Genomic DNA, 21,058 nt, shown 5'->3' on the forward strand with positions numbered 1-21,058 from the left:
GTGGAGATCGCCCGGGTCCCCTGGCGGGATTACTGGTTGTTGGCGAGCGCCGCGTCGGCGTTCGGGACGATCTCGGCCAGCGCGTCGTCGATGGTCATCTCGCCGTTCCAGACCAGCGCGAGGGCGTCGCCGACAGCGGCCGACCATTCCTCGTAGCCGCGGAAGCTCGGCTTGGTGTGGGCGTATTCCAGCGCATCGAGGAACACCTTGTGGCTGCCGCGCGCCTTCTGCTCGAGGAACACCGGGCTATTGGCCACCTTGTCGATCACCGGAATGGCGAAGCCGAGCTCGGTGAGCTTGCTCTGCCCCTTCTCGCTGATGACGAACTGCACGAACTTCCAAGTTTCGTCGGGATGTGCGGTCTTGGAGCTGATGACGATGCCGGCGCTGTTGACCAGCGTGGCGCGGCCGGCCGGGCCCTTGGGGAACGGCGCGACATCCCAGTCGAAAGCTAGATCGGAATAGGCCGGCACCACCCAATGGCCGGAGAAGGTCATCGCGGCGACGCCGGCGAGGAAGCCGTCGCTGCCGTAGCTCTCAAGGTCCTCCTGGCTCATCACCGAACTGTCGTTGAGGCGGAAATCGGCGAGGAACTTCCAGGCTTCAACCGCGGGGGCCTCACCGAGCAGAGTCTTCTTGTAGTCGTCGCTGATCGGCGCGCCGCCATAGCTGTAGACCACCGGGCCCCACATCGGCTCCATGTCCCAGAGCTCCGTGCCGAGGCCCCACTGGTCGGTCTGGCCGTCGCCGTCCTTGTCGATGGTCAGTTTCTTCGCCGCGGCGCGGAGATCGTCGAGGGTCCAGCTGTCGTCGGGATAGGCCACGCCGGCCGCGTCGAACATTGCCTTGTTGTAGAACAGCACGATGGTCTGGAAATCGCGCGGCAGGCCGAAGGTGCCGGCGCTCAACTGATAGGCTGCGAGCGGGCCGGGATAGACGCCGTTCAGCGTCTCCGGGGCCGCCGCGAGATAGGGCGTCAGATCGAGCAGGCTGCCGCGCGACTGCCAGTCCGGGTAGAGCGGCGCATCCATGGCGAAGATGTCGGGCGGGTTGCCGCCGACAGTGGTCACCCGCAGCTTGTCCCAGTAGCTGTCCCAGTCGGACACCTCGACCTTCACCTTGATGTCCGGGTTGGCGGCCTCGAACTCGTCGACGATCGCCTCCCACACCGCGATCTCCGGCGGATCGCCCCACATCATGTAGGTGAGGTTGGTCTCGGCGAGGCCCGCGGTGGCCGACAACGCGAGCGCGGTGAATGCGGTGGCCGAAAGCACTGCCTTCATGATGCTACCCTCCATCTGTCCCTGTCATGCCGGAGAGCGCTTTCCCTCTCGCCGTCCGGCCGTAGGGGTACTGTCCGGCAAAGCGGGCGCGTAATCTTCCGAAATTTTGGTGTTATTCTTCCGGAAAAGTAGCGATTGTGACGGTTGTCGTTGCCTCACGGGAGAAGGGAAGCCATGGCGAATGCACTGCGCACCACTCCCAGCGACGTGCCGATGTCCGACAATATCGATGTCCTGCGCCACGAGTTCTGCGTCGAGACGCATCTCGCCGATGCCATGCCCGAGAGCCACTGGCACGACCATATCGAGCTCAACTACCTGTGGTCCGGCCAGCTCACCTACCTGATCAACGGCCGGCGGCTGGTGCTGAATGCCGGAGAGCTCGCCATCTTCTGGGCGGCGACGCCGCACCAGGTGGTGGCAGTGGACGACGAACAGCGGCTCAGTTGCGCCTACATGCCGCTGTCGTTCTTCCTCAGCCTGCCGCTCGAGCCGGGCTTCCGTCAGGCCATTCTCGATGGCGAGGTGTTCTACAGCCATGAGCATGACGAGGGCGACCGGCACATGTTCGCGCGCTGGACCCGCGAGTGGCAGTATGCCGGCACGGCGCAGCGCCATATCCTCGAGGAAGAGGTGCGGCTGCGGGTGCGGCGGCTGTCGTGGTCGCAATCGATCGCGCGGGCGGGCGGCCGGGCCCCTGCCCCGGCGATGTCGCCGTCCGGGCATCGGGCAGTAGCGATGGCCGAGCGGATGACGCGGTTCATCCACGACCATCTCGATACGCCGGTCAGCGTGCGCGACGTCGTGGCGGCATCCGGCCTCCACGCCACCAATGCCGGCGCGGCGTTCCAGAAAGTGCTCGGCATGTCGATCGGCGAGTACATCCGCCGCCACCGCCTGCAACATGCGATGCGGCTGCTGGTTGATACGGACATGGAGATCGCCGAGGTGGCGTTCGAGTGCGGCTACACCTCGCTGGCCCGGCTTTACGACGCGTTCCAGAAGCGGCTGGGCAAGACGCCGCGGCACTACCGGCTGGAGTTCCAGCAGGGGCGCAGCACGCCGAAGCGGGAAGCGGCGCAGCTTGCCGGTTGACGTCAATTCGTCATGGGCATGTCATATCACGCATCGATTTTCGCCAGCCCGCGACAGCATGAGTCGCTGCGGCGCCACCCACATAATTTGGATCATTGCCGTGAACACGACCCTCAAGAACGCTCGCCTTGTGCTCGAAGATGCCGTTGTCGAGGGGGCGCTGAGCATCGCGGATGGGCACATCACGGCGGTTGGTGATGCGGCAAGCGGCAGCGACGAGATCGATTTCGAGGGCGATTACCTGCTGCCCGGTCTGATCGACCTTCACACCGACAACATGGAGCATCATTTCCAGCCGCGCCCGGGCGTGCGGTGGCCGTCGACACTGACGGCGGTGCTGGCGCATGACTGGCAGATGCTGGGCGGCGGTGTCACCACGGTGCTCGATGCGCTGTCGCTGGGTGATTATGACAGCGGCGGGGCGCGCACGGCGATGCTGGACGCGGCGATCACCGGGCTCACCGAGGCGCGCGAAGCAGGGTTGGTGAAGGCCGACCACTACCTGCATTTCCGCTGCGAGCTGTCGGACCCGGCGCTGCTCGGCATCGTCGAGCGCCATATCGACAACCCGGCGCTACGGCTGCTCAGCGTGATGGATCACACGCCGGGCCAGCGGCAGTGGCACAATACACACCTCTATCGCGAATTCCGCCGCAAGAAGAACTCGCAGGTGTGGACCGACGAGGAGTTCGCCGAGTACCTGGCCGGGCGGCGGGATGACCAGACCAAGTACGTCGTGCCGGGCCGTGCGGCCATCGGCGCGCTTGGGCGGGCGCGCAACATCCGCATCGCCAGCCACGACGACACCACCGTGGCCGATGTCGAGGAATCCTACGCCGACGGCATCGCCATCACCGAGTTCCCGACGACGCTGGAGGCGGCGCGGCGGGCCCGCGAGTTCGGCATGAAGATCGTCATGGGCGCGCCCAACGTGGTGCTTGGCCGCTCGCATTCGGGCAATGCCAGCGCCGCCAGCCTCGCCGATGCCGGGCTGCTCGACCTGCTCACCTCGGACTATGTGCCGGCGAGCCTCTTGCACGCGCCGTTCATTCTCGCCGATCGCGGCATGCCGCTGCATGAGGCGATCGCCAAGGTCACTACCAACCCGGCCGACTCGATCGGCATGAGCGACCGCGGCCGCCTGAAGCTGGGTCTCCGCGCCGATATGTTGCGAGTGCGCCTGGTGGGCGGGCAGCCGGTGATCCGGGGCACCTGGGTGGCCGGCCGCGCCTATCTCTGAGCTGCGCTTGACGGCTTGTCGGAACCCCGTCCAACTGGCGGCGCGTTTTTGCGTGTCCGGAATGTCGAATCCACGCCGGAGGCATCGACTAGTGCATCACGCGCTAGCAGGGATGGGTATCGACATGGCCTTCACCGACGACGAACTGATTACCTTTGAAGCCAGCGGAGCCGAGCTGCCGCCGGGTGGAACCTCCGCCTATGTCGACAATGACGGCGCGCATATCTGGCACGCGAGCTTCGGTGCCGGCGATGCGGTGATCCTGCTGCATGGCGGCATGGGCCACTCCGGCAACTGGGGCCACCAGGTGCAGCCGCTGGTCGATGCCGGCCGTCAGGTAGTGGTGGTCGACAGCCGCGGGCACGGCCGCAGCTCACGCGACGAGCGGCCCTACAGCTACGAGCTGATGGCGTCGGACGTGTTCGCGGTGATGGACGCGCTGGGGCTAAGGAAGGCCGCGATCGTCGGCTGGAGCGATGGCGCCTGCATCGCCATGATCATGGCGGATCGGCAGCCGGAGCGGATCAGCGGCGTGTTCTTTTTCGCCTGCAACATGGACCCGAGCGGCACCCTGCCGTTCGAGGCGACGCCGGTGATCGACCGGTGCTTCGGCCGGCACGTGAAGGATTATGCGCGGCTATCGGCAACGCCCGATCAGTTCAGCAGCTTCGCCGATGCCGTCGGCCTGATGCAGCGGACGCAGCCGAACTACACGGCTGACGACCTCGCGCGGATACGGGTACCGGTGACGATCGTGCAGAGCGCCGGGGACGAGTTCATCAAGCCCGAGCATGCCGAGTACCTCGCCCGCAGTATTCCCGGCGCCGGGCTCGCAATCCTCCCCGGCGTCACCCACTTCGCGCCGCTGCAGCGGCCGGAGCTGTTCAACGGCGCGGTGCTGACGTTCCTCGACCGGCTCTAGCTGCGCCAGTGGGCGACGGGTTCGCTCAATGTCTGCAATGACTCGGCCGGTTCGCCGTCGATGCGGCGGAGCAGCAGGCGCGTGAGCTCCAGCCCCGCTGCGTAGACGTCTTCCTCGATGGTATCGACGTTGGGGAAGACGGTCGAAAGGATGTCCGAGGTCTGCTTGCAGATGAAGCGGATGTCGCGGCCGAGCAGCACGCCGCCATCCTCGAGGCCGCAGAGCATCGAGATGGCGCGGGTCTCGCTGTCGCAGATGATGCCGTCGGGGCGATCCGGCTTGTCCGCGAGGTCGCGGCCGAACTGGCGCATCTCGGCGGAAGCAGGGCGGATGCTGTCCTGCACCACGACGCTGCCGTTGACGCCGAAGCGCGCGGTGGCGCGCTCGAAGGTGCGGACGATGTTGTGGTAGTTGTTGGTGGTCCCGTCCCCGACCGAGATCATGATGTCGCGAGCGCCGGTCGCCGCCAGCCGCTCCACGGCCAGTTCGGTGAACGCCTCGGAGTGGAAATCGTGGAAGGCGTGCGGGGTGAAGAACTCGGTCCTTCCATGACTTACGAACGGAAAGTCATGGTCCATCATCAGCTGGACGCGGCGATCGCGGGCGCCGGTGTGGGTGATGATCACCCCGTCGGCCGTACGGTTCTCGAGGATGTAGCGCACCGTCTCCACCGAGCGATTGCGGTCGAACTCCGGCATCACCGTCAGATGATAGCGGGTGCCGCCGATGGCGTCGCCGATGCCGCGGATCATGTGGCGGGAGAAATCGATGGCTTCGTCCGAGCCGTCGAGCACGAGGGCGATGACGTTGGTCTTGCCGGTCCGTAAGCGCACCCCTGCCCGGTCCGGCACATAGCCCACGGCGCGCGCCGCCTCGGCAACCTTGAGGCGTGTTTCCTCCTTCAACGACGCGCCGCCGCGCAGCGACAGCGACACCGTCGAGAGGCTGAGCCCAGTCAGCTCCGAGATGGTCTTGAGCGTCGCCCGCTGGCGGGTGCCGCCAGCAGCACGTGGCTTGGATTTCGTCATCGTGGTTTCTTCAGCCCCGGACCCGTCATACACCGGCAGCGGGATGCCGGGAACCACAGAAAATTGCATCGATACAATTGATCAATCCCCAGATTTCCGCTGAACGGCTTTCTCTAACTATCTGAATTATCACAGATAATTCATTCTGATGTACGTCACTCCGACAATTCTGCATCAATCATTGCAACGTTGCAATAAATGCGCTTAGCTCACCGCGCACTCAGGAGGTGCCGCGCAGCCCGCGCATGAGGGATGCGACGCCAAACATTTGGAGGAGGAATTCATGCTTAAACGGACTCTCTTGGCGTCTGCGGCAGCGCTTGCCCTGCTGGCCGCCACGGCTCCCGCGCAGGCGGTGAGCATCATGTACGCCGAGTGGCTGGCCTCGCTGGTCGAGCCCGGCATCGCCAATTACGAAGCCGCGACCGGCGAGAAGGTCGACGCGATCAAGCTGCCGGGCGATGGCTATGTGGAGCGCGTGGCGCTCGATCTGTCGGCCGGCACCGCCGCCGACGTCATCCAGATGGACAGCTTCGTGGTGTCCGAACTCGCCTCCGCCGGCTATGTACAGCCGCTCGACGAGCTGGCGACGACCTGGGACCAGTACGGTTCGTACATGAAGGGCCTGCTCGACGTGGTGTCCTATGACGGCCATGTCTACGCGCTGCCCACCGACACCGACGTGCGCATGCTGTGGTACAACCTGGAGCTGTTCAAGCAGGCCGGCATCGCTACTCCGTGGGCGCCCAAGACCTGGGACGACGTGCTCGCCGCTGCGCAGGCCATCAAGGACAAGACCGGCGTCGAGAACGCTTTCCTGATCCCCGCCGGCACCAAGCAGGGAGAAGCCGCCACCATGCAGGGCTTCTACATGGCGCTGCTCGGCGCCGACGTTCCGGAAGCTGGTCGCAACCGGCTGCGCGACTGGGACGCTGGCAAGTGGGTGGGCGACAGCCCGGCCCTGCGCCGCACGCTCGAGCTCTACAAGAAGGTCTACCAGGACCAGAAGCTGGCCGGTAAGGCGATCAACTACGCCACCGATATCGGCGCTGCCGTCCGTGCCGAAATGACCGGCAACAAGATGGGCATCCTTGCCTCGGGCTCATGGGAATATGCGTGCCTGTGGGACTGCAACGGCGTGAACCTGCCCTCGACCGAGGAGCGCGACAAGATCGTTGCGTGGACCCCGTGGCCCGGTTCGGGCGAGCCCGGCGCCAAGACCACGACCAACATCTCGGGTGGCTGGGCCATCGGCGTCAATGCCAAGGCTGCGGACAAAGCCGCTGCCGAAAAGCTGCTGACGACCATCTTCGACAAGGGCAATTTCGGCGACTGGACGGTGAAGAACAAGCGCATGGCCGTCCGCACCGATATCTCGGAATCGCCGGAATATACGGCTGACGCGTACCTCGCCAAGGCAACCGCCATGGCCGCCGACACGACCGGCCGCGATACCTACCCGGGCTACCAGGTGGTCTCCAAGCTGGTGCAGGAAATGACGGCCGCGATCCTCGACGGGTCGTCCGTGGATGATGCGATCGCCGAGTACAAGGCGGCGCTGATCGACGAGTTCGGCGAAGAGAACGTCATCACCTACGAATAAGAGCGGCCCCCACCCGCTCCTCCCGGGGCGGCGCGGTACTCCCAACCCGCGCCGCCCTTTTCGTAGGCCCTGGTATATCGGATCACGCTACATGCGCCAGATAAGTCCCTGGCTGGCCTCCAATGGCTGGTTACTGCTCCTCGGATTGCTGCCGGCAATCATCCTCATCGGCGCGCTGATCTACTTCACCGGCTGGGCCTTCGCCTTCAGCTTCACCGATCTCGAACTGGTGGGCCGCAAGTCGGTCAACTGGAGCTGGGTCGGGCTCGACAATTACGAGCGTCTGTTCACCCGCCGCGGCTTCCTCGAGGCGCTCGGCACCACCGTCACCTTCACCTTCTTTTCGGCCATTGTCGGCCAGACCGTGATGGGGTTCGTCCTCGCCTCGGCACTGCGCACCCAGCATGGGCTGCTGCGCACGGTGGTCGAGGTCTCGATCATGCTCGGCTGGCTGCTGCCCGACATTGTCGCGGCGTTCCTGTGGTCGGCGACCACCTCCCCGACCGGCCTGATCAACGGCCTCGTCGTCACCCCGTTCGGTCTCGCACCGGTCAATTTCATCAACGATTTCGCCCTGCAGGTCGTCATCATCGCCAATGTCTGGAAGGGCACGGCCTGGAGCTACCTGCTGTTCATCGCAGCGCTCGACTCCGTCGGCCGCGAGATCGTCGAAGCGGCCAAGGTCGATGGCGCGACGCTGTGGCAGCGGACCTGGCAGGTGATCCTGCCGATCATCCGGCCGCACATCGCGACCAACATGCTGTTCATCACCATCTGGACCTTCACCTACTTCCCGCTGATCTACGCAATGACAGGCGGCGGCCCCGGCCGGCAGACCCAGGTGCTGGCGATCCTGATGTACGAACAGAGCTTCAAGGTCGGCAAGATCGGCTATGGCAGCGCCATCTCGGTGGCCATGCTGGCCGTGGTCGGCCTGCTCTCAATCTTCTATGTCCGCCTGCTCCGGGAGCCCAAGTAATGGAACGTACCGCCCCTTCCCGCGGCATGGCGCTGGCGCTGAGTTTCCTGGCGCTGATCTGGGTCAGCCCGTTCTTCTGGCTGTTCACAAACGCCTTCGATCCGACGGCCAATGGCGCCTTGCGCATGCCGGCAGCGCTTGGTTTCGACAACTTCATCCGGGCGATCAGCGGCAGTGCCGGCCGGCAATTCCTCAACTCGCTGATCCTCGCCGCCGGCACTGCAACGCTGTCGGTGGTCGTCGCGGCGGCGGCGGCCTACCCGCTCGCCCGCATGACCATCCCGGGCAAGAACGCCTTCCTGTGGCTCTTGGTGCTGCTGCGCATGCTGCCCTCGGCCGGCGTGATCGTGCCGCTCTATTTCACCGCGCAGCGGCTCGGGCTGCTGAACTCCTATGGCGTCATCGTCGCGCTCACCATTCTCAACCTGCCGTTCACGCTGCTGCTCCTCAAGACCTTCTTCGACACGGTGCCGATCGAGCTCGAAGAGGCGGCGTATGTCGACGGTGCGAGCCTCTGGCACATCATCTGGCACGTGGTGCTGCCGATGTCGCGGGCCGGGCTCGCTGTGGTCTGGTTCTTCACCTTCACCGGCGCCTGGAACGAGTTCCTGCTGCCGCTGATCTTCACGCGGACGGAGGCCGGTTTCCCCATGTCGGTCGGGCTCTACTCGGCCTTCGGCCAGCAGGGGGCCATCGACTACGGCTTCCTCGCGGCCTTCTCCATCATTTACGCAGCGCCGGCGGTCGGCGTGTACTTCCTGTTGCGGCGAAACATGAACACGGGTTTCGCCGGCGTCGGTGTCAAAGGATAGAACGATGAATAGTCTCGCCACCAAGCTCGGTCTGCTTGATGACGACATCAAGCTCGAGGAGAAGCTGTTCCGGCTCTGCCGCGACCTTCACGAGAAGATCCTGACGCCGATCGAAGGTGCCTTCGCCTGGCGCTACCAGCCTGACGACATCGAAACGCCCGCGGCGCTCGCCGCCGACTGGCGGCAGTGGCCGAACTTCACGCCGACCACCGTCTGGGCCAAGCACCAGGGCCACACCTGGTTCGCCGCCGAAGTCACCGTGCCCGAGGCAGCGCGCGGCAAGACGTTCGTCTTGCGCTTCACCTCGCAGTGGCAGGACCGGCCGGGCTCGACCGACCCGCAATGCCTCGCGTATCTCGACGGTAAGATCGCCCAGGCGCTCGACGGCAACCACAATGAGCTGGTAATCGCCCGCGACGCGGTGCCGGGCACCAAGCGCACCCTGCTCGTCAATGCCTTCACGTTCTTCGACCGGCCGCTGGTCGGCTTCAAGGTCGAGCTGATGGTCCGCCATGCGCGCGCCGAGAAGCTCTATTTCGACCTGATGACGCCGCTCGAGGTGGCGACGCGCCTGCCGCAGAATGACGGCCGCCGCCACGCGGTGCTGAACCTCGTCGAGCAGTCGCTGCGCGCGCTGGACCGGCGCGGCGGCGTGACGGCAGAGTTCGAGGCCTCGCTGCCGGCGGCCGAGAAGATCGCCGAGAAGATCTACAAGCTGGTCGACACCGAAGTGCAGCCGACGATTTCGGCGGTGGGACACACCCACCTCGACGTCGGCTGGCTGTGGCGGGTAATGCACACGCGCGACAAGACCGGCCGGAGCTTTGCCACGGTGCTCAACCTGATGGCCGAGTACCCGCAATTCGTCTTCATGTACAACCAGTCGGTGCTCTTCAATTTCCTGAAGACCGACTATCCCGAGATCTGGGCCGGCCTGCTCGACAAGGTGAAGAACGGCCAGTTCGAGATCGAAGGCGCCATGTGGGTGGAGCCCGACGCGAACATCGTCTCGGGCGAGTCGATGGTCCGCCAGATCATGCGCGGCCGCCGCTTCCACCTCGAGCACTTCGGCGTCGTGCCGAAGACCGTCTGGCTGCCGGACACGTTCGGCTACTCGGCCAACATGCCGCAGATCCTCGAACGCTCCGGGCTCGAGTATTTCATCACGTCCAAGCTCAGCTGGAACGACACCGACCGGCACCCCTACGACACGTTCTTCTGGCGCGGCATCGACGGGACCGAGACCAAGGCGCAGCTGATCACGGCGCAGAAATTCGACAGCGAACAGATCTTCACCACCTACAATTCCGACCTCTCGGTCTCTGAAGTGATGGGCGCATGGAAGCGCTATGAGCCCAAGTCGGTGAACGACGAAGTGCTGGTCTGCTACGGCTATGGCGATGGCGGCGGCGGTCCGACCCGCGCCATGATCGAACGCGGCACCCGGCTCGAGCGCGGCATTCCCGGCGCGCCTAAGGTGAAGCTCGAAGGCATCGGGCCGTTCCTCAAGCGGCTCAGCAAGCGCATGGACGAGAACGCCAAGCGCTTCCCGACCTGGAACGGCGAGCTTTACCTGCAGTACCATCGCGGCACGCTCACGAACGTGGCGAAGAACAAGGCCAACAACCGGCGCGCCGAGCGCGTGCTGCGCGAACTCGAATTCCTCAGCGCCATGGCGATGCGGAGTGGGGCGCCCTACCCCAGCGAGAAACTCAACGAGTTCTGGGAGCTGGTGCTGATCAACCAGTTCCACGACATCCTGCCCGGCACCTCGATCGCCGAGGTCTATGTCGACAGCGACGCCGAGTATGCGGGGCTGTTCTCGACCCTGGCGTCGGGTAACGGCCCGTGGCACAGCGCGGCGAAGGCCGTCGCACCGACCGGCAAGGGCGGATTGCAGCTGTTCAACTTCACCGGCCATACGCGCGACAAGGCGCTGGTGCGGGTGGACGGGGCGGCCGATGGTTCGGCGTTGGCGCAGGGCGGTGCGGCACTGCCGTTGCAGAAGCTCATCAGCGCCGATGGCAGGTCGACGCTTGCGGCGCCGGCGAACCTCCCGGCGCTCGGCTGGGCTTCTGCCTCGCTGGTGACCGGCGGCAGCGCCCCGAAGTCGAGCCTTTCGGCTTCGACCAAGCATCTCGAGAACGAGTTCGTCCGCGTCGCTTTCGATGGGAATGGCGAGATCAACTCGGTGTTCGACAAGCAGCACAACCGCGAGTTGATCGCCAAGGGCGAGACCGCCAACCGGCTCGTCGCCTACGAGGACAAGCCGCTCAACTGGGACGCCTGGGACATCGATCGCTATTTCGAGGAGCAGTTCTGGCTGCTCTCGGCGAACAAGGCGAAGATCGAGGTGGTGGAGACCGGGCCATACCGCGCCGCGCTCCGCATCGAGCGGCAGTATCTCAGCTCGAAGGTGGTGCAGGTCGTGTCGCTCGAGGCCGGCGCAAAGCAGGTCGAGTTCGACACCTTCGTCGACTGGCAGGAGCGCCAGACGGTGCTCAAGGCCGAGTTCCCGTTCGACCTCAATATCTCGGAGATCCGCTCGGAGATCCAGTTCGGCCATGTGAAGCGCGCGACGCACCGCAACACCAGCTGGGACCGGGCGCGGTTCGAGGCGAGCATGCATCGCTGGGTCGATATCAGCGAGCCGGATTTTGGCGCCGCGCTGCTCAACGACAGCAAGTACGGCTACGACGCGGTGGAGCAACTGGTGCGCATCACCCTGCTGCGCGGCGCGACCTTCCCGGACCCGGCATCGGACCGCGGCGAGCACCGCATCAAGTATGCGCTGCTGGTGCATGACGGGGTCAGCGACCTTGCCGACGTACCGGTCGCCGCCGAACGCTTCAACAACCCAGTCGCGGTGATCGGCGACACCTCTGCGCGTGCCTCCGATGCCGGGGAAAGCAGCAGCTTCTCCTTCGCTTCGGTCGACAAGCCGAACGTGACGCTGGAGACGGTGAAGAAGGCCGAAAAGAGCGATGCGCTGGTGCTGCGGGTGTTCGAGCACGCCAATGCCCGCGCCAACGCCACCCTCAGCTTCGGCGTGCCGATCAAGTCTGCGAAGCTGGTGAACCTGATGGAAGAAGGCGGCGAGCCGGTTGCCGTCACCGGCAACAGCGTGACGCTGCAACTGCGCCCGTTCGAGATCGCGACGCTGATGCTGGAGCTGGAGGCCGGCTGATCTGCCGCCCATCCAATCGCCTGACATAGCTGACGCCTTTAAGGCCACCGCCGATGAAAATCGCCGGTGGCCTTGGTGTTTTGTTCGCCCCGCTCTGGTCAACCTCCACGACAAGCTCATTGCAGCATTTCTGCAAATTTACAACGAAGTATTGCAAGACGAAGAATCCGCTGCTAGCGTCCGGCACGATCGGACCGGAAGGACCGCAAGATCAGCCAGCGAAAAGCCTGGCGAGCGGCCGAACGGTACGATCGGGGACTGAGGATTCCTGAGGAGGAAAAACTGAAAAACACGGTAGGACGTTTGTTCACGGCAACCGGGCGCACCGCGCGGATTGCCCTCGCTACGACAACAGCCCTCGCGGCCCTGGCGACGGCAGCTTCCGCCGACGACCTCACGGGCACCATCACGGTGTGGAGCTGGACCGCTCCGGCCGATGGCATCGAGGCAGCGATTCCCGGCTTCGTCGCCCTGCATCCGGGTGTCACCATCAAGGTGGAAGACGTCGGCAACCCGGCGATCTGGGACAAGATCACCACCGGCATGGCCGCGGGCGGCGCCGGTCTTGCCGACGTGCTCAACATCGGCATCGACTACATCGGCAACTATGTCGAGACGTTCCCGGGCGGGCTCGCCAACCTCAGCACGATGGGCGCCGACGATCTCGCCGCGCAGTTCCCGTCGGGCATGTGGGCCAGCGGGTCGGGTCCGGACGGCGCGGTCTATGGTATTCCCTACGAGGTCAACACTTCGGGCTTCTTCTACCGCAAGGACCTGCTCGAGCAGGCCGGCATCGACATCAACTCGATTGCCACCTGGGACGACCTGATCGCGGTCGGTCCCGCGCTGAAAGCGGCGACCGGTGCGGACCTGATCGCCATGGACAAGGCGGCGACGGTCGCCGACTCCGCCGGGCTCTGGCAGTTGCTCACCAACCTCCAGGGCAGCTTCTACTTCAACGCCGCCGGCGAGATCACCATGAACGGGCCCGCCGGTCTCCGCTCGCTCGAGCTGATCAAGAAGGCCAATGATGCCGGCATCGTCGCCGACATTCCCGGCGGCTGGGACAACTTCATGATGCAGATCAAGGGGCAGACCAATATCGCCGTGATCCCGGCGGCGTCGTGGGCGGCCGGCGTGTTCGAGAACGAAGCACCTGACATGGCCGGCAAATGGGGCTTGCGCCTGCCCCCGTCGGTCGAGCCGGGCGGGCTGACCGCCGCGATCTCGGGCGGCACCTACCTGTCGGTGGCCGAGACCAGCCCCAACAAGCAGCTGGCCTGGGAGTTCGTGAAGTACGCGCTGGGTACGCTCGACGGGCAGCAGGCGGTGTACGAGGGCGGCGGCATGTTCCCCGGCTTCAAGCCGATGCTGGAGAGCGACGGCTTCGTCAAGAAGAGCGCCTATTTCGATGCCGAGGTGAACAGCTTCTTCATCGACGAACTGGGACAGGACACCCCGACCGTGAACTACACCACCGACTATGCGCGGGCGCTCAAGGCCTATACCGACGCGCAGACCCAGGTGCTGCTGAGCGGGGCTGACCCCAAGACCGTGCTCGACGAAGCGGCCGCGCTGGTCGCCGGGCAGACCGGGCGGACGATCGCCAAGTAGCTGGTGTCAAAGCAACACGCTCGTATGAGCGTGACGGCGGCAGGGCCGAGTTTCCTCCCACCCTGCCGCCGCCTCCCTGTTCCCACCGAGAGCCTGATATGACCGCGCCGACCACACAGCCTGCCGCACGCCGGCGCTGGCGGGGCTCCGCACCTCGCGCCACCCCCTACCTGTTCCTGCTGCCGGTGATCGTACTGTTCCTGGCGTTCAAGGTTTATCCGTACGTCTATGCGGCCTGGCTGAGCCTTACCAAGATCCAGAAGGGCAAGCAGGTGTTCGTCGGGCTGGGCAATTACGGCCGGCTGCTGACCGATCCGATCTTCTACAAGGCGCTCAGCAACACGCTGCTGATCCTCGTCATCCAGGTGCCGCTGATGCTGGGATTGGCGCTCCTGCTGGCGGTGGCCTTCAACTCGGCGCTGCTCAAGTGGCGGGCGATCTGGCGCACCGCGTACTTCGTGCCGATCGTCATGGGCCTCGTCGCCTATGGCATCCTGTTCTCGACGCTGCTCAACAACCACTACGGCCTGATCAACTTCGCGCTCGAGAGCATCGGGCTGCCACGTGTGCCGTGGCTGGCCGATCCGTTCTGGGCCAAGATTTCCATTATCATCGCGCTGACCTGGCACTACACCGGCAACAGCGCGGTGATCTACCTGGCACAGCTGCAATCGGTGCCGGGCGAGCTCTACGAGGCAGCGGAGATCGATGGCGCCACAGCGCTCCAGCGCTTCTGGCACATCACCCTGCCTGGGCTGCGCCCCGCCATCACCCTTACCGTGGTGCTCTCCACCATCGGCACGCTGCAGCTCTTCGACGAGCCTTACGTGCTGACCAATGGCGGGCCTAACAATGCGACGCTGACCATCGGCATGTACCTCTATCAGAACGGCTTCAAGTACTTCGATTTCGGCTACGCCTCGGCCATCGGTTACGTGCTCACCGGCATCATCGGCATCCTGGCGCTGATCCAGTTCTACCTCCTCAGGGAGAAGCGGACATGAGGGCCGACCGCTCCCCCCAGGCGAAGCTCGCTAGCACGGCGGTGACCACCGTCGTGGTGCTGGGCTCGGTGCTGATGCTGGCGCCGTTCTACTGGCTGATCGTCGCCAGCACGCACCGCTCGCGCGATATCTTCTCCAACCCGCCCAACCTGCTGCCGGGCGACCAGTTGTGGGCCAATCTCGGCAAGCTGTTCGGCGACGCCGGGTTCGGGCACGCGGTGCTCAACTCGACTTTGGTGGCGCTGCTCTATGCGGTGTTCGGGGGGATCGTCTGCACCGCTGCCGGCTATGCTTTCGCCAAGTTCCGCTTCGCCGGACAGGGCGTGCTGTTCGGCATCGTGCTGGTGATCCTGGCACTGCCGTCGCAGGTGACGCTGGTGCCGCTGTTCCAGGTCATGGTGCAGTTCAACTGGCTCAACACCTACCAGGCGCTGATCCTGCCCAACCTGGCGCTGCCGTTCGGCATCTTCCTGATGCGGCAGACCATGCTGTCGGTGCCGGACGAGCTGATCCAGGCGGCGCGCGTCGATGGCGCCGGAGAGTTCCGCATCTTCTTCCAGATCGTCCTGCCGACGATGCGGCCGGCGCTCGCAGCGCTCGGCATCTTCCTCTTCCTCGCGCAGTGGAACGACTTCGTCTACCCGCTGATCGTGCTGCGCACGTCGGACGCCTACACCGTACCGGTGGCGCTCGCCTCGCTGCAGGGGCTCAGCGACACCGATTACGGGCAGCTGCTCGCGGGCACGCTGGTGTCGGTGCTGCCGGTGCTGGGGCTGTCCCTTTTCCTTCAACGTCATTTCGTCGCCGGCATCCTCGCCGGCGCGGTCAAGCAATAGCAATCTCAGGAGACTGGCACCGTGCTGCTGGAAGACTACGCATCCGTCATGGCCCCGGCCGCCACCGGCATCCCAGGCGTCGAGGTGACGATCGGCACCGGCTGCCGGGTTGTCGGGAAGGAGACCATCGGCGAGCTCGAGATCACCACGATCGAGACCAACGGCGAGATCGTCCGGGTCTCGCTGGAAGTGCCGCTGGGCGACGTCGAGGGCTACTGGTATCCGAACGGCTCGATGCGGGCCCTGCCGGCCGACTGGAGCGGGCGCGACAAGACCAGCATCATCTCCTCGAGCCCGCTCGGTTGCGTCTACGACCGGCAGGGCCGCAACATCCTCGCCTTCTGCTTCGACCAGCAGATCGAGGAGAGCCAGCTGCGCTTCGGTGTTTCCGAGGAGCACAAGAGCTTCGTCATCTACTACGAGCACGACCCGAAGGGGCCGCGCACCATCCGCCTTGCGACGGCGCGCCCGGGTCTTGATCATGCAGAGGCCGTCGGCCTGCTGCGCGACTGGCTGCGTGACGACATCGGCGAGCCGCTTGCCGTGCCATTCGACGGAACCGTGCCGGTCTATTGCACCTGGTACGCCTACTCGCAGGACATCAGCGCAGCAAAGATCGAGCGCGATGCAGTGCTGGTACGCCAACTCGGATGCCGCGCCGTGATCATCGACGACGGCTGGCAGAAGCTGGGCACCGGCCGCTGGTATGCCGGGTGTGGCGACTGGGTCGCCGACCCGGTGAAGTTCCCCGACATGCGGGCGCATGTCGGCAAGCTGCACGAGCTCGGTCTGTCGGTCATCCTGTGGGTGGCGCCGCTGCTGTTGGGTGAGAACAGCGATGCTTATCCGCACCTGAAGCCGTTCGCGCCCTACTACAACGGCGACGGCTGGCGCTGTTCGGCGCTCGATCCGCGCTATCGCGAGGTGCGGGACCACTTCGTCGAAACCTGCATCCGGCTGGTCCGCGACTATGGTGTGGATGGACTGAAGCTCGACTTCCTCGACGGCGTCGTCGCCTACCAGGGCACCCCGACCGGCGGGGATATCCCCGATGTCGGGCAGGCGATCCACGCCACGCTGGCGCAGCTGCGCGAGGGACTGAAGCAGGCCGGGCTCGAGGAGGTGCTCATCGAGTTCCGGCAGAGCTATATCGGACCGGCCACCGCGCCCTACGCCAACCTGCTGCGGGTCGGGGACTGCCCAGTCGACGCCAACCAGAACCGCCGCGCCATCGTCAACATGCGCATGATCGCTGCCGGTCAGGTCATCCATTCCGATCCCACCGTGTGGGACCATCGCGCCGGAGCCGAGCCGGCGGCGCGACAGCTGCTCAACGCGTATTTCAGCGTGCCGCAGATCTCCATGGATCTGTCGAGCCTGCCGCACGTGCAGCGCGACGCCGTGCGCACGGTGCTGTCGAGCTGGATGGAGGATCGCGAAACCGTGCTCTTTGGTCAGTTGCAAGCGGGGTTGCCGTCGGAGGGCTATCCCGTGCTGCAGGCCCGGCATGAGGATCGGCTGGTCGTAGGTGTGTACCAGCCGCTGGTGGTGGATATCGACCTCGATGGCATTGACGAGTTGAGGCTGCTCAATGCGACTTCCCACGACCGGATCGTTATGCGATGGACCGGTAGGCGTGCGCGGCTGCGAGGCGTGGCCCACTCCGCCCGGGGGGATGCCGGCACGGAGATCGAAGTTGTCGCGACGCAGGGCCTTACCGAGCTGCAAATACCGGTCTCGGGCATCGCCACCTTGCATGTCTTGAACGAGTAACGATCGAGGACCAGTGGACAGGTCGGACGAGAGTGGTGGACCGGGCGGGAAGCGCAGCCGTGGAAGCGGCAGCGAGGCGTCTCGTCATCGCTCCCGTTCGCCGGCGGCCAACATTGGCCTTGCCACGGTCGCAGAGCTGGCCGGCGTCAGCGAGGCAACGGTCAGCCGCGTGCTCAACCGCAAGTACGGCGTCTCGCAGGCAACGCGTGAGGTGGTGGAGGCGGCCTTGCGCAAGGCCGGCTACGAACGTCAGCTCAAGGGCGAACTGGTGCTGCTGCTGGTGCCCGGCGTCGCCGAACAGATCTTCGCCGATTTGTGCGAGGCGATCGAGAACGAGATCGCGCCCTACGGGCTGCGCGCAGTGATCTGCCCCGGCACGCAGCGCGAGCGCGACTATGTCGAGGCGATGATCGACGCCGGCATCGCAGCGGTGGTCTTCCTGTCGTCCAGCAACACGATGCGCAACACCGATCCGGTGGCCCGCCAGTTGCTGCAATCGCGGGGCATCCCGTTCCTGTGCGTGAACGGCGGCTTTGCCGACATCCCCTCGCCGGTGTTTTCGACCGACGACTGGCGTGCCGCCGAAGTGGCGGTGGCTCACCTGTACGATTTGGGGCACCGACGCATCGGCATGTGTGCGGGGCCGGTGGGCAATACGCCGGCCGACCGGCGGGTGGAGGGGTTCGTCCAGGCGATGGACCGGCGCGACCTGCCCAATTCCGACGATTTCGTCGTCCGGCAATACTACAATATCGAGGGTGGCCGGCACTCGGCCGAGGCGCTGCTGCAGATGGGCGTCACTGCGATCGTCGCCTCCAGCGACGACATGGCGCTCGGGGCGATGCGGGCCATCCAGCGCAATGGACTGAAAGTGCCGTCCGATATCTCGGTGATCGGCTACAATGACAGTTACATGCTGGATTTCACCGATCCACCGCTCACCTCGGTGCGGCAGCCGGTCGAGCGCATCGCCGAGAACACCACCCGCGCCATCGTGGCGCTGACTGGAAACCGCGAGTTGCCGCTCACTGAAGTGCTGATCGAGCCCGAGATCCGGCTGCGCGGTTCGACCGGGCCGGTCGCAGTCCGCTAGCTCCAGAAAAATAGAGAGGCCCAGACTAGGAGGTGGAACTCCAGCTGGGCCTCAGTCATCGGGCGGCGAAGCCCGACAACGCGGTCCTGATAGACGCATGACGTCCGGGAGTCCAGCGGACAGATCGCCTCAGCGCAAAACTATCCGTGAACCTCATCGGCTCATTCCGGCCATCGGTCGTCGGGCCGCCAGAAGCCGAGCTTGGGGGTGTTCCACTCGTCGGTGGGGAGGAACATGGTGCCTGGGGTGCGGAGGTTCGCCTCGATCGCCTCGAGATTGAGGTCGACGCCGAGGCCCGGCTTGTCCGGCACGGTGACGTAGCCATCAGCCATGTAGTCGGGCGCAAGGCCGGTGACGAGGCTCTCCCAGAACGGCAGGTCGAGGCCGTGGTGCTCGCAGGCGAGGAAGCTCGAGATCGAGGCCGCGGTGTGAATGTTGGCCATGAAGCCGATGGGCGAGCCGGCACAGTGGAGCGCCGTCGGGATGCCCTCCTCCTCCGCGTCGTCGGAGATACGCTTGGTTTCCATCAGGCCGCCGGACGTCAGGAGGTCAGGGTGGACAATGTCGAAGGCGCGCGTGCGGATCGCCTCGCGGAAGCCGTCGCGCAGGTAGAGGTCCTCGCCGGCGGCGATCGGGGTCAGCAGGGCATCGGCAATCTTCTTGTGGCCCGGGATGTCGAAGCGCGACACCGGGTCCTCCATCCAGGCGAGATCGAACTTCTCGAGCGCCTTCCCAAGCCGGATCACCTCGTCGGAGGTGAGGTAGCCCTCGCCGAAGTGATCGACGCAGATCTGCACGTCGGCGCCGACCGCCTTGCGAACTTCGCCGACCACATGGGCGGCACGCTCGATGGTGACCTCGGTGAGCTTGACGCCGCGACCGTGCATCGGCGCCTTGAACGGCCTACCCTCTTCGTAAGCAAAGTCGTACTTCGCCTCGTTGCCGATCAGCGGGCTGTCGCCGGTCTCGAACAGTGACGGACGCAGGTCGAACTTGATCCAGGTCAGGCCGCGACCACGGCGGCCTAGCACGGCGTCGACGAAATCCTCCGGGGTCGGATCGTCGGGCGTCGGGGTATCGCCGTAGAGGCGGACCTTGTCGCGGTGCTTGCCGCCGAGCAACTGGTAGCACGGCACGCCGTAGACCTTGCCGATCAGGTCCATCAGCGCGATCTCGATGCCCGAGACACCGCCACCCTCGCGGCCCCAGTTGCCGAAGCGCTTGATGGTGCGGAAGATCATGTCGACGTGGCAGGGGTTCTGCCCGATCAGCATCGACTTGAACTGCAGCGCGTTCGACGCATGGCCGGCGTCGCGCACCTCACCGAGGCCGTAGACGCCCTGGTTGGTGTCGATCCTCAGGATCGGATAGTCGTAATTCGCCGCCACGACGGCGAGGCGCATGTCGGTGATGCGCAGTTCCGATGGGCTCGAGTGGGTGCTGACCGCGTCTTCCATTCGCCCCAGTTGGATTTCAGTCACGATTCCTCCTCGCTTAACACTGCTTTTCTGTTCAGTCTGTTGCTAGCGGCGGTGCGGGTAAGCGGGCAGCATCAGGTCCCGCAACCCGTCCATGATGGCCGCCGCCTCCTCCCGAGCGGCATCGTCAAGCGCCCGGAAACCGGACTGCCGGACCGCCGCGTGCGGGATCACGCCCCGCATTTTCAGCACTTCCTTCATCAGCAGCATGCCGTAGTTGCTCTCCATATCGAGCAGCGGCAGCAGGCGCTGGAAGATGTCCCGGGCGCGCTTGTCATCCTTGGCCTCGATGGCCTTCCACAGCGCCACGTGCACATCGGCGATCTCGCAGGCGGGCATGGTGCCGGACACACCGTGGCGGACCTCCTCCATCAGGGTCTTCCCCGCCTTGCCGCCCATAACGCCTTCGAGCTTGTCGCCGCAGAGCCGGATGATTTCGCCCACGGTCTGCGCCGGATAGCCCGACTCTTCCTTGACGAAGCGGGCCGTCGGGATGTCGTTGACCAGTTCGGCGATCAGCGCCGCGCCCATCGCCGAGGCGCCCTGCCCCGCGACGTTCTGGATCACCAGTGGCAGCGAGGTCGCAGCACCGATGGCGCGGTAGTGCGCCTTGATGTCGGCGGGGCTCGACGGGTGGAGCGTCGGCGGCAGCGACATCACCGCATCGGCGCCGATGCTCTCGGCATGGCGCGCATAGTCCGCGGCGAGCAGGTAGTGCGGCGCCGAAACGGCGACGATCGCCGGCACCTTGCCCTCGGCCTTGCCGACGACGACCTCGGCGGCCCGTCTGCGCTCGGGTTCGCTGAGGTAGCCGCCCTCGCTGGCCAGCGCATTGGCGACGACTCCGTGCACGCCCGCCGCGAGGCAGAAATCCATGGTCCGCTCCAGCGCTGCCTCATCCAGCCTGAAATCATCGGTGAACGGCGTCGTGACGATGACGAAGATGCCGCGGAAAGTGCTGCGATCCATGGGTGTTTGCCTCGTTGGGGGATCATGCGCCGGCGAGCGGCAGGAGCGGATGGTACCGGCCGCTTTCAGCAGTGACCAGTCGACCATTTGCTCATCCGCGATCGTCTCCGGTTCCAGTGATTTGGGCGCCTAAGCGGCTAAA

Annotated in this window: 16 protein-coding genes; 12 read left to right on the forward strand and 4 right to left on the reverse strand. The window is 65.3% G+C overall.

What is annotated here, in order from left to right; all coding sequences use genetic code 11:
* Positions 1 to 29: 29 nt before the first annotated feature.
* On the reverse strand, positions 30 to 1,283 hold the full coding sequence (locus AC1DYL_RS17710) for an ABC transporter substrate-binding protein (RefSeq protein ID WP_477174188.1): 1,254 nt from the start codon (positions 1,281 to 1,283) through the stop codon (positions 30 to 32).
* 174 nt (positions 1,284 to 1,457) lie between these two features.
* On the opposite strand from AC1DYL_RS17710, the gene AC1DYL_RS17715 reads away from it, so the two are divergent.
* The 3 genes from AC1DYL_RS17715 to AC1DYL_RS17725 all read left to right on the forward strand — a co-directional run bounded on the left by AC1DYL_RS17715 (position 1,458) and on the right by AC1DYL_RS17725 (position 4,540).
* Positions 1,458 to 2,378 carry a helix-turn-helix domain-containing protein gene (locus AC1DYL_RS17715; protein WP_477174189.1) on the forward strand — a complete coding sequence of 307 codons (921 nt, stop codon included), beginning with the start codon at positions 1,458 to 1,460 and terminating at the stop codon, positions 2,376 to 2,378.
* Positions 2,379 to 2,478: 100 nt separating this feature from the next.
* Positions 2,479 to 3,618, forward strand: a complete 1,140-nt coding sequence (locus AC1DYL_RS17720) for an alpha-D-ribose 1-methylphosphonate 5-triphosphate diphosphatase (RefSeq protein ID WP_477174190.1) — start codon at positions 2,479 to 2,481, stop codon at positions 3,616 to 3,618.
* Between the two features lie 124 nt (positions 3,619 to 3,742).
* The gene (locus AC1DYL_RS17725) at positions 3,743 to 4,540 is read left to right on the forward strand and encodes an alpha/beta fold hydrolase (protein WP_477174191.1); all 798 of its coding nucleotides are present in this window, start codon (positions 3,743 to 3,745) and stop codon (positions 4,538 to 4,540) included.
* Here AC1DYL_RS17725 and AC1DYL_RS17730 read toward each other — a convergent pair.
* Positions 4,537 to 5,568, reverse strand: a complete 1,032-nt coding sequence (locus AC1DYL_RS17730; protein WP_477174192.1) for a LacI family transcriptional regulator — start codon at positions 5,566 to 5,568, stop codon at positions 4,537 to 4,539. The genes AC1DYL_RS17725 and AC1DYL_RS17730 overlap by 4 nt on opposite strands.
* A gap of 283 nt (positions 5,569 to 5,851) precedes the next feature.
* Here AC1DYL_RS17730 and AC1DYL_RS17735 point away from each other — a divergent pair, with 283 nt between their 5' ends.
* From AC1DYL_RS17735 to AC1DYL_RS17775, 9 genes are all read left to right on the forward strand, one after another.
* Positions 5,852 to 7,171: an extracellular solute-binding protein gene (locus tag AC1DYL_RS17735; protein ID WP_477174193.1), complete on the forward strand. Its 1,320-nt coding sequence runs from the start codon at positions 5,852 to 5,854 to the stop codon at positions 7,169 to 7,171.
* 91 nt (positions 7,172 to 7,262) lie between these two features.
* Entirely contained in the window at positions 7,263 to 8,150 is an 888-nt protein-coding gene (locus AC1DYL_RS17740) for a carbohydrate ABC transporter permease (protein WP_477150694.1), read from the forward strand.
* Positions 8,150 to 8,962 carry a carbohydrate ABC transporter permease gene (locus tag AC1DYL_RS17745; RefSeq protein WP_477150695.1) on the forward strand — a complete coding sequence of 271 codons (813 nt, stop codon included), beginning with the start codon at positions 8,150 to 8,152 and terminating at the stop codon, positions 8,960 to 8,962. The genes AC1DYL_RS17740 and AC1DYL_RS17745 overlap by 1 nt, the downstream gene beginning before the upstream one ends.
* Before the next feature lie 4 nt (positions 8,963 to 8,966).
* A complete protein-coding gene (locus AC1DYL_RS17750) occupies positions 8,967 to 12,149 on the forward strand; it encodes an alpha-mannosidase (protein ID WP_477174194.1) in 3,183 nt (1,060 codons plus the stop codon).
* 303 nt (positions 12,150 to 12,452) lie between these two features.
* Complete coding sequence (locus AC1DYL_RS17755; protein ID WP_477174195.1) at positions 12,453 to 13,763, forward strand: ABC transporter substrate-binding protein; 1,311 nt, start codon at positions 12,453 to 12,455, stop codon at positions 13,761 to 13,763.
* A 98-nt stretch (positions 13,764 to 13,861) separates the two neighbouring features.
* Positions 13,862 to 14,767: a carbohydrate ABC transporter permease gene (locus tag AC1DYL_RS17760; RefSeq protein WP_477174196.1), complete on the forward strand. Its 906-nt coding sequence runs from the start codon at positions 13,862 to 13,864 to the stop codon at positions 14,765 to 14,767.
* A complete protein-coding gene (locus AC1DYL_RS17765; protein WP_477174197.1) occupies positions 14,764 to 15,603 on the forward strand; it encodes a carbohydrate ABC transporter permease in 840 nt (279 codons plus the stop codon). Before AC1DYL_RS17760 ends, AC1DYL_RS17765 begins: the two co-directional genes overlap by 4 nt.
* Positions 15,604 to 15,624: 21 nt before the next feature.
* Positions 15,625 to 17,376: a glycoside hydrolase family 36 protein gene (locus AC1DYL_RS17770; protein ID WP_477174198.1), complete on the forward strand. Its 1,752-nt coding sequence runs from the start codon at positions 15,625 to 15,627 to the stop codon at positions 17,374 to 17,376.
* 13 nt (positions 17,377 to 17,389) lie between these two features.
* On the forward strand, positions 17,390 to 18,469 hold the full coding sequence (locus AC1DYL_RS17775; protein ID WP_477174199.1) for a LacI family DNA-binding transcriptional regulator: 1,080 nt from the start codon (positions 17,390 to 17,392) through the stop codon (positions 18,467 to 18,469).
* 161 nt (positions 18,470 to 18,630) lie between these two features.
* On the opposite strand, the gene AC1DYL_RS17780 is transcribed toward AC1DYL_RS17775, so the two are convergent.
* Complete coding sequence (locus AC1DYL_RS17780) at positions 18,631 to 19,950, reverse strand: mandelate racemase/muconate lactonizing enzyme family protein (RefSeq protein ID WP_477174200.1); 1,320 nt, start codon at positions 19,948 to 19,950, stop codon at positions 18,631 to 18,633.
* A gap of 42 nt (positions 19,951 to 19,992) precedes the next feature.
* On the reverse strand, positions 19,993 to 20,916 hold the full coding sequence (locus tag AC1DYL_RS17785) for a dihydrodipicolinate synthase family protein (RefSeq protein WP_477174201.1): 924 nt from the start codon (positions 20,914 to 20,916) through the stop codon (positions 19,993 to 19,995).
* Positions 20,917 to 21,058: the final 142 nt, after the last annotated feature.

Source organism: Devosia sp. P1_H9, from assembly GCF_056405135.1.

Coding starts and splice junctions, on each gene's coding strand:
- AC1DYL_RS17710 (WP_477174188.1), bottom strand. CDS start 1,283: ATGAAGGCAGTGCTTTCGGCCACCGCATTCACCGCGCTCGCGTTGTCG.
- AC1DYL_RS17760 (WP_477174196.1), top strand. CDS start 13,862: ATGACCGCGCCGACCACACAGCCTGCCGCACGCCGGCGCTGGCGGGGC.
- AC1DYL_RS17715 (WP_477174189.1), top strand. CDS start 1,458: ATGGCGAATGCACTGCGCACCACTCCCAGCGACGTGCCGATGTCCGAC.
- AC1DYL_RS17725 (WP_477174191.1), top strand. CDS start 3,743: ATGGCCTTCACCGACGACGAACTGATTACCTTTGAAGCCAGCGGAGCC.
- AC1DYL_RS17730 (WP_477174192.1), bottom strand. CDS start 5,568: ATGACGAAATCCAAGCCACGTGCTGCTGGCGGCACCCGCCAGCGGGCG.
- AC1DYL_RS17750 (WP_477174194.1), top strand. CDS start 8,967: ATGAATAGTCTCGCCACCAAGCTCGGTCTGCTTGATGACGACATCAAG.
- AC1DYL_RS17740 (WP_477150694.1), top strand. CDS start 7,263: ATGCGCCAGATAAGTCCCTGGCTGGCCTCCAATGGCTGGTTACTGCTC.
- AC1DYL_RS17735 (WP_477174193.1), top strand. CDS start 5,852: ATGCTTAAACGGACTCTCTTGGCGTCTGCGGCAGCGCTTGCCCTGCTG.
- AC1DYL_RS17785 (WP_477174201.1), bottom strand. CDS start 20,916: ATGGATCGCAGCACTTTCCGCGGCATCTTCGTCATCGTCACGACGCCG.
- AC1DYL_RS17745 (WP_477150695.1), top strand. CDS start 8,150: ATGGAACGTACCGCCCCTTCCCGCGGCATGGCGCTGGCGCTGAGTTTC.
- AC1DYL_RS17765 (WP_477174197.1), top strand. CDS start 14,764: ATGAGGGCCGACCGCTCCCCCCAGGCGAAGCTCGCTAGCACGGCGGTG.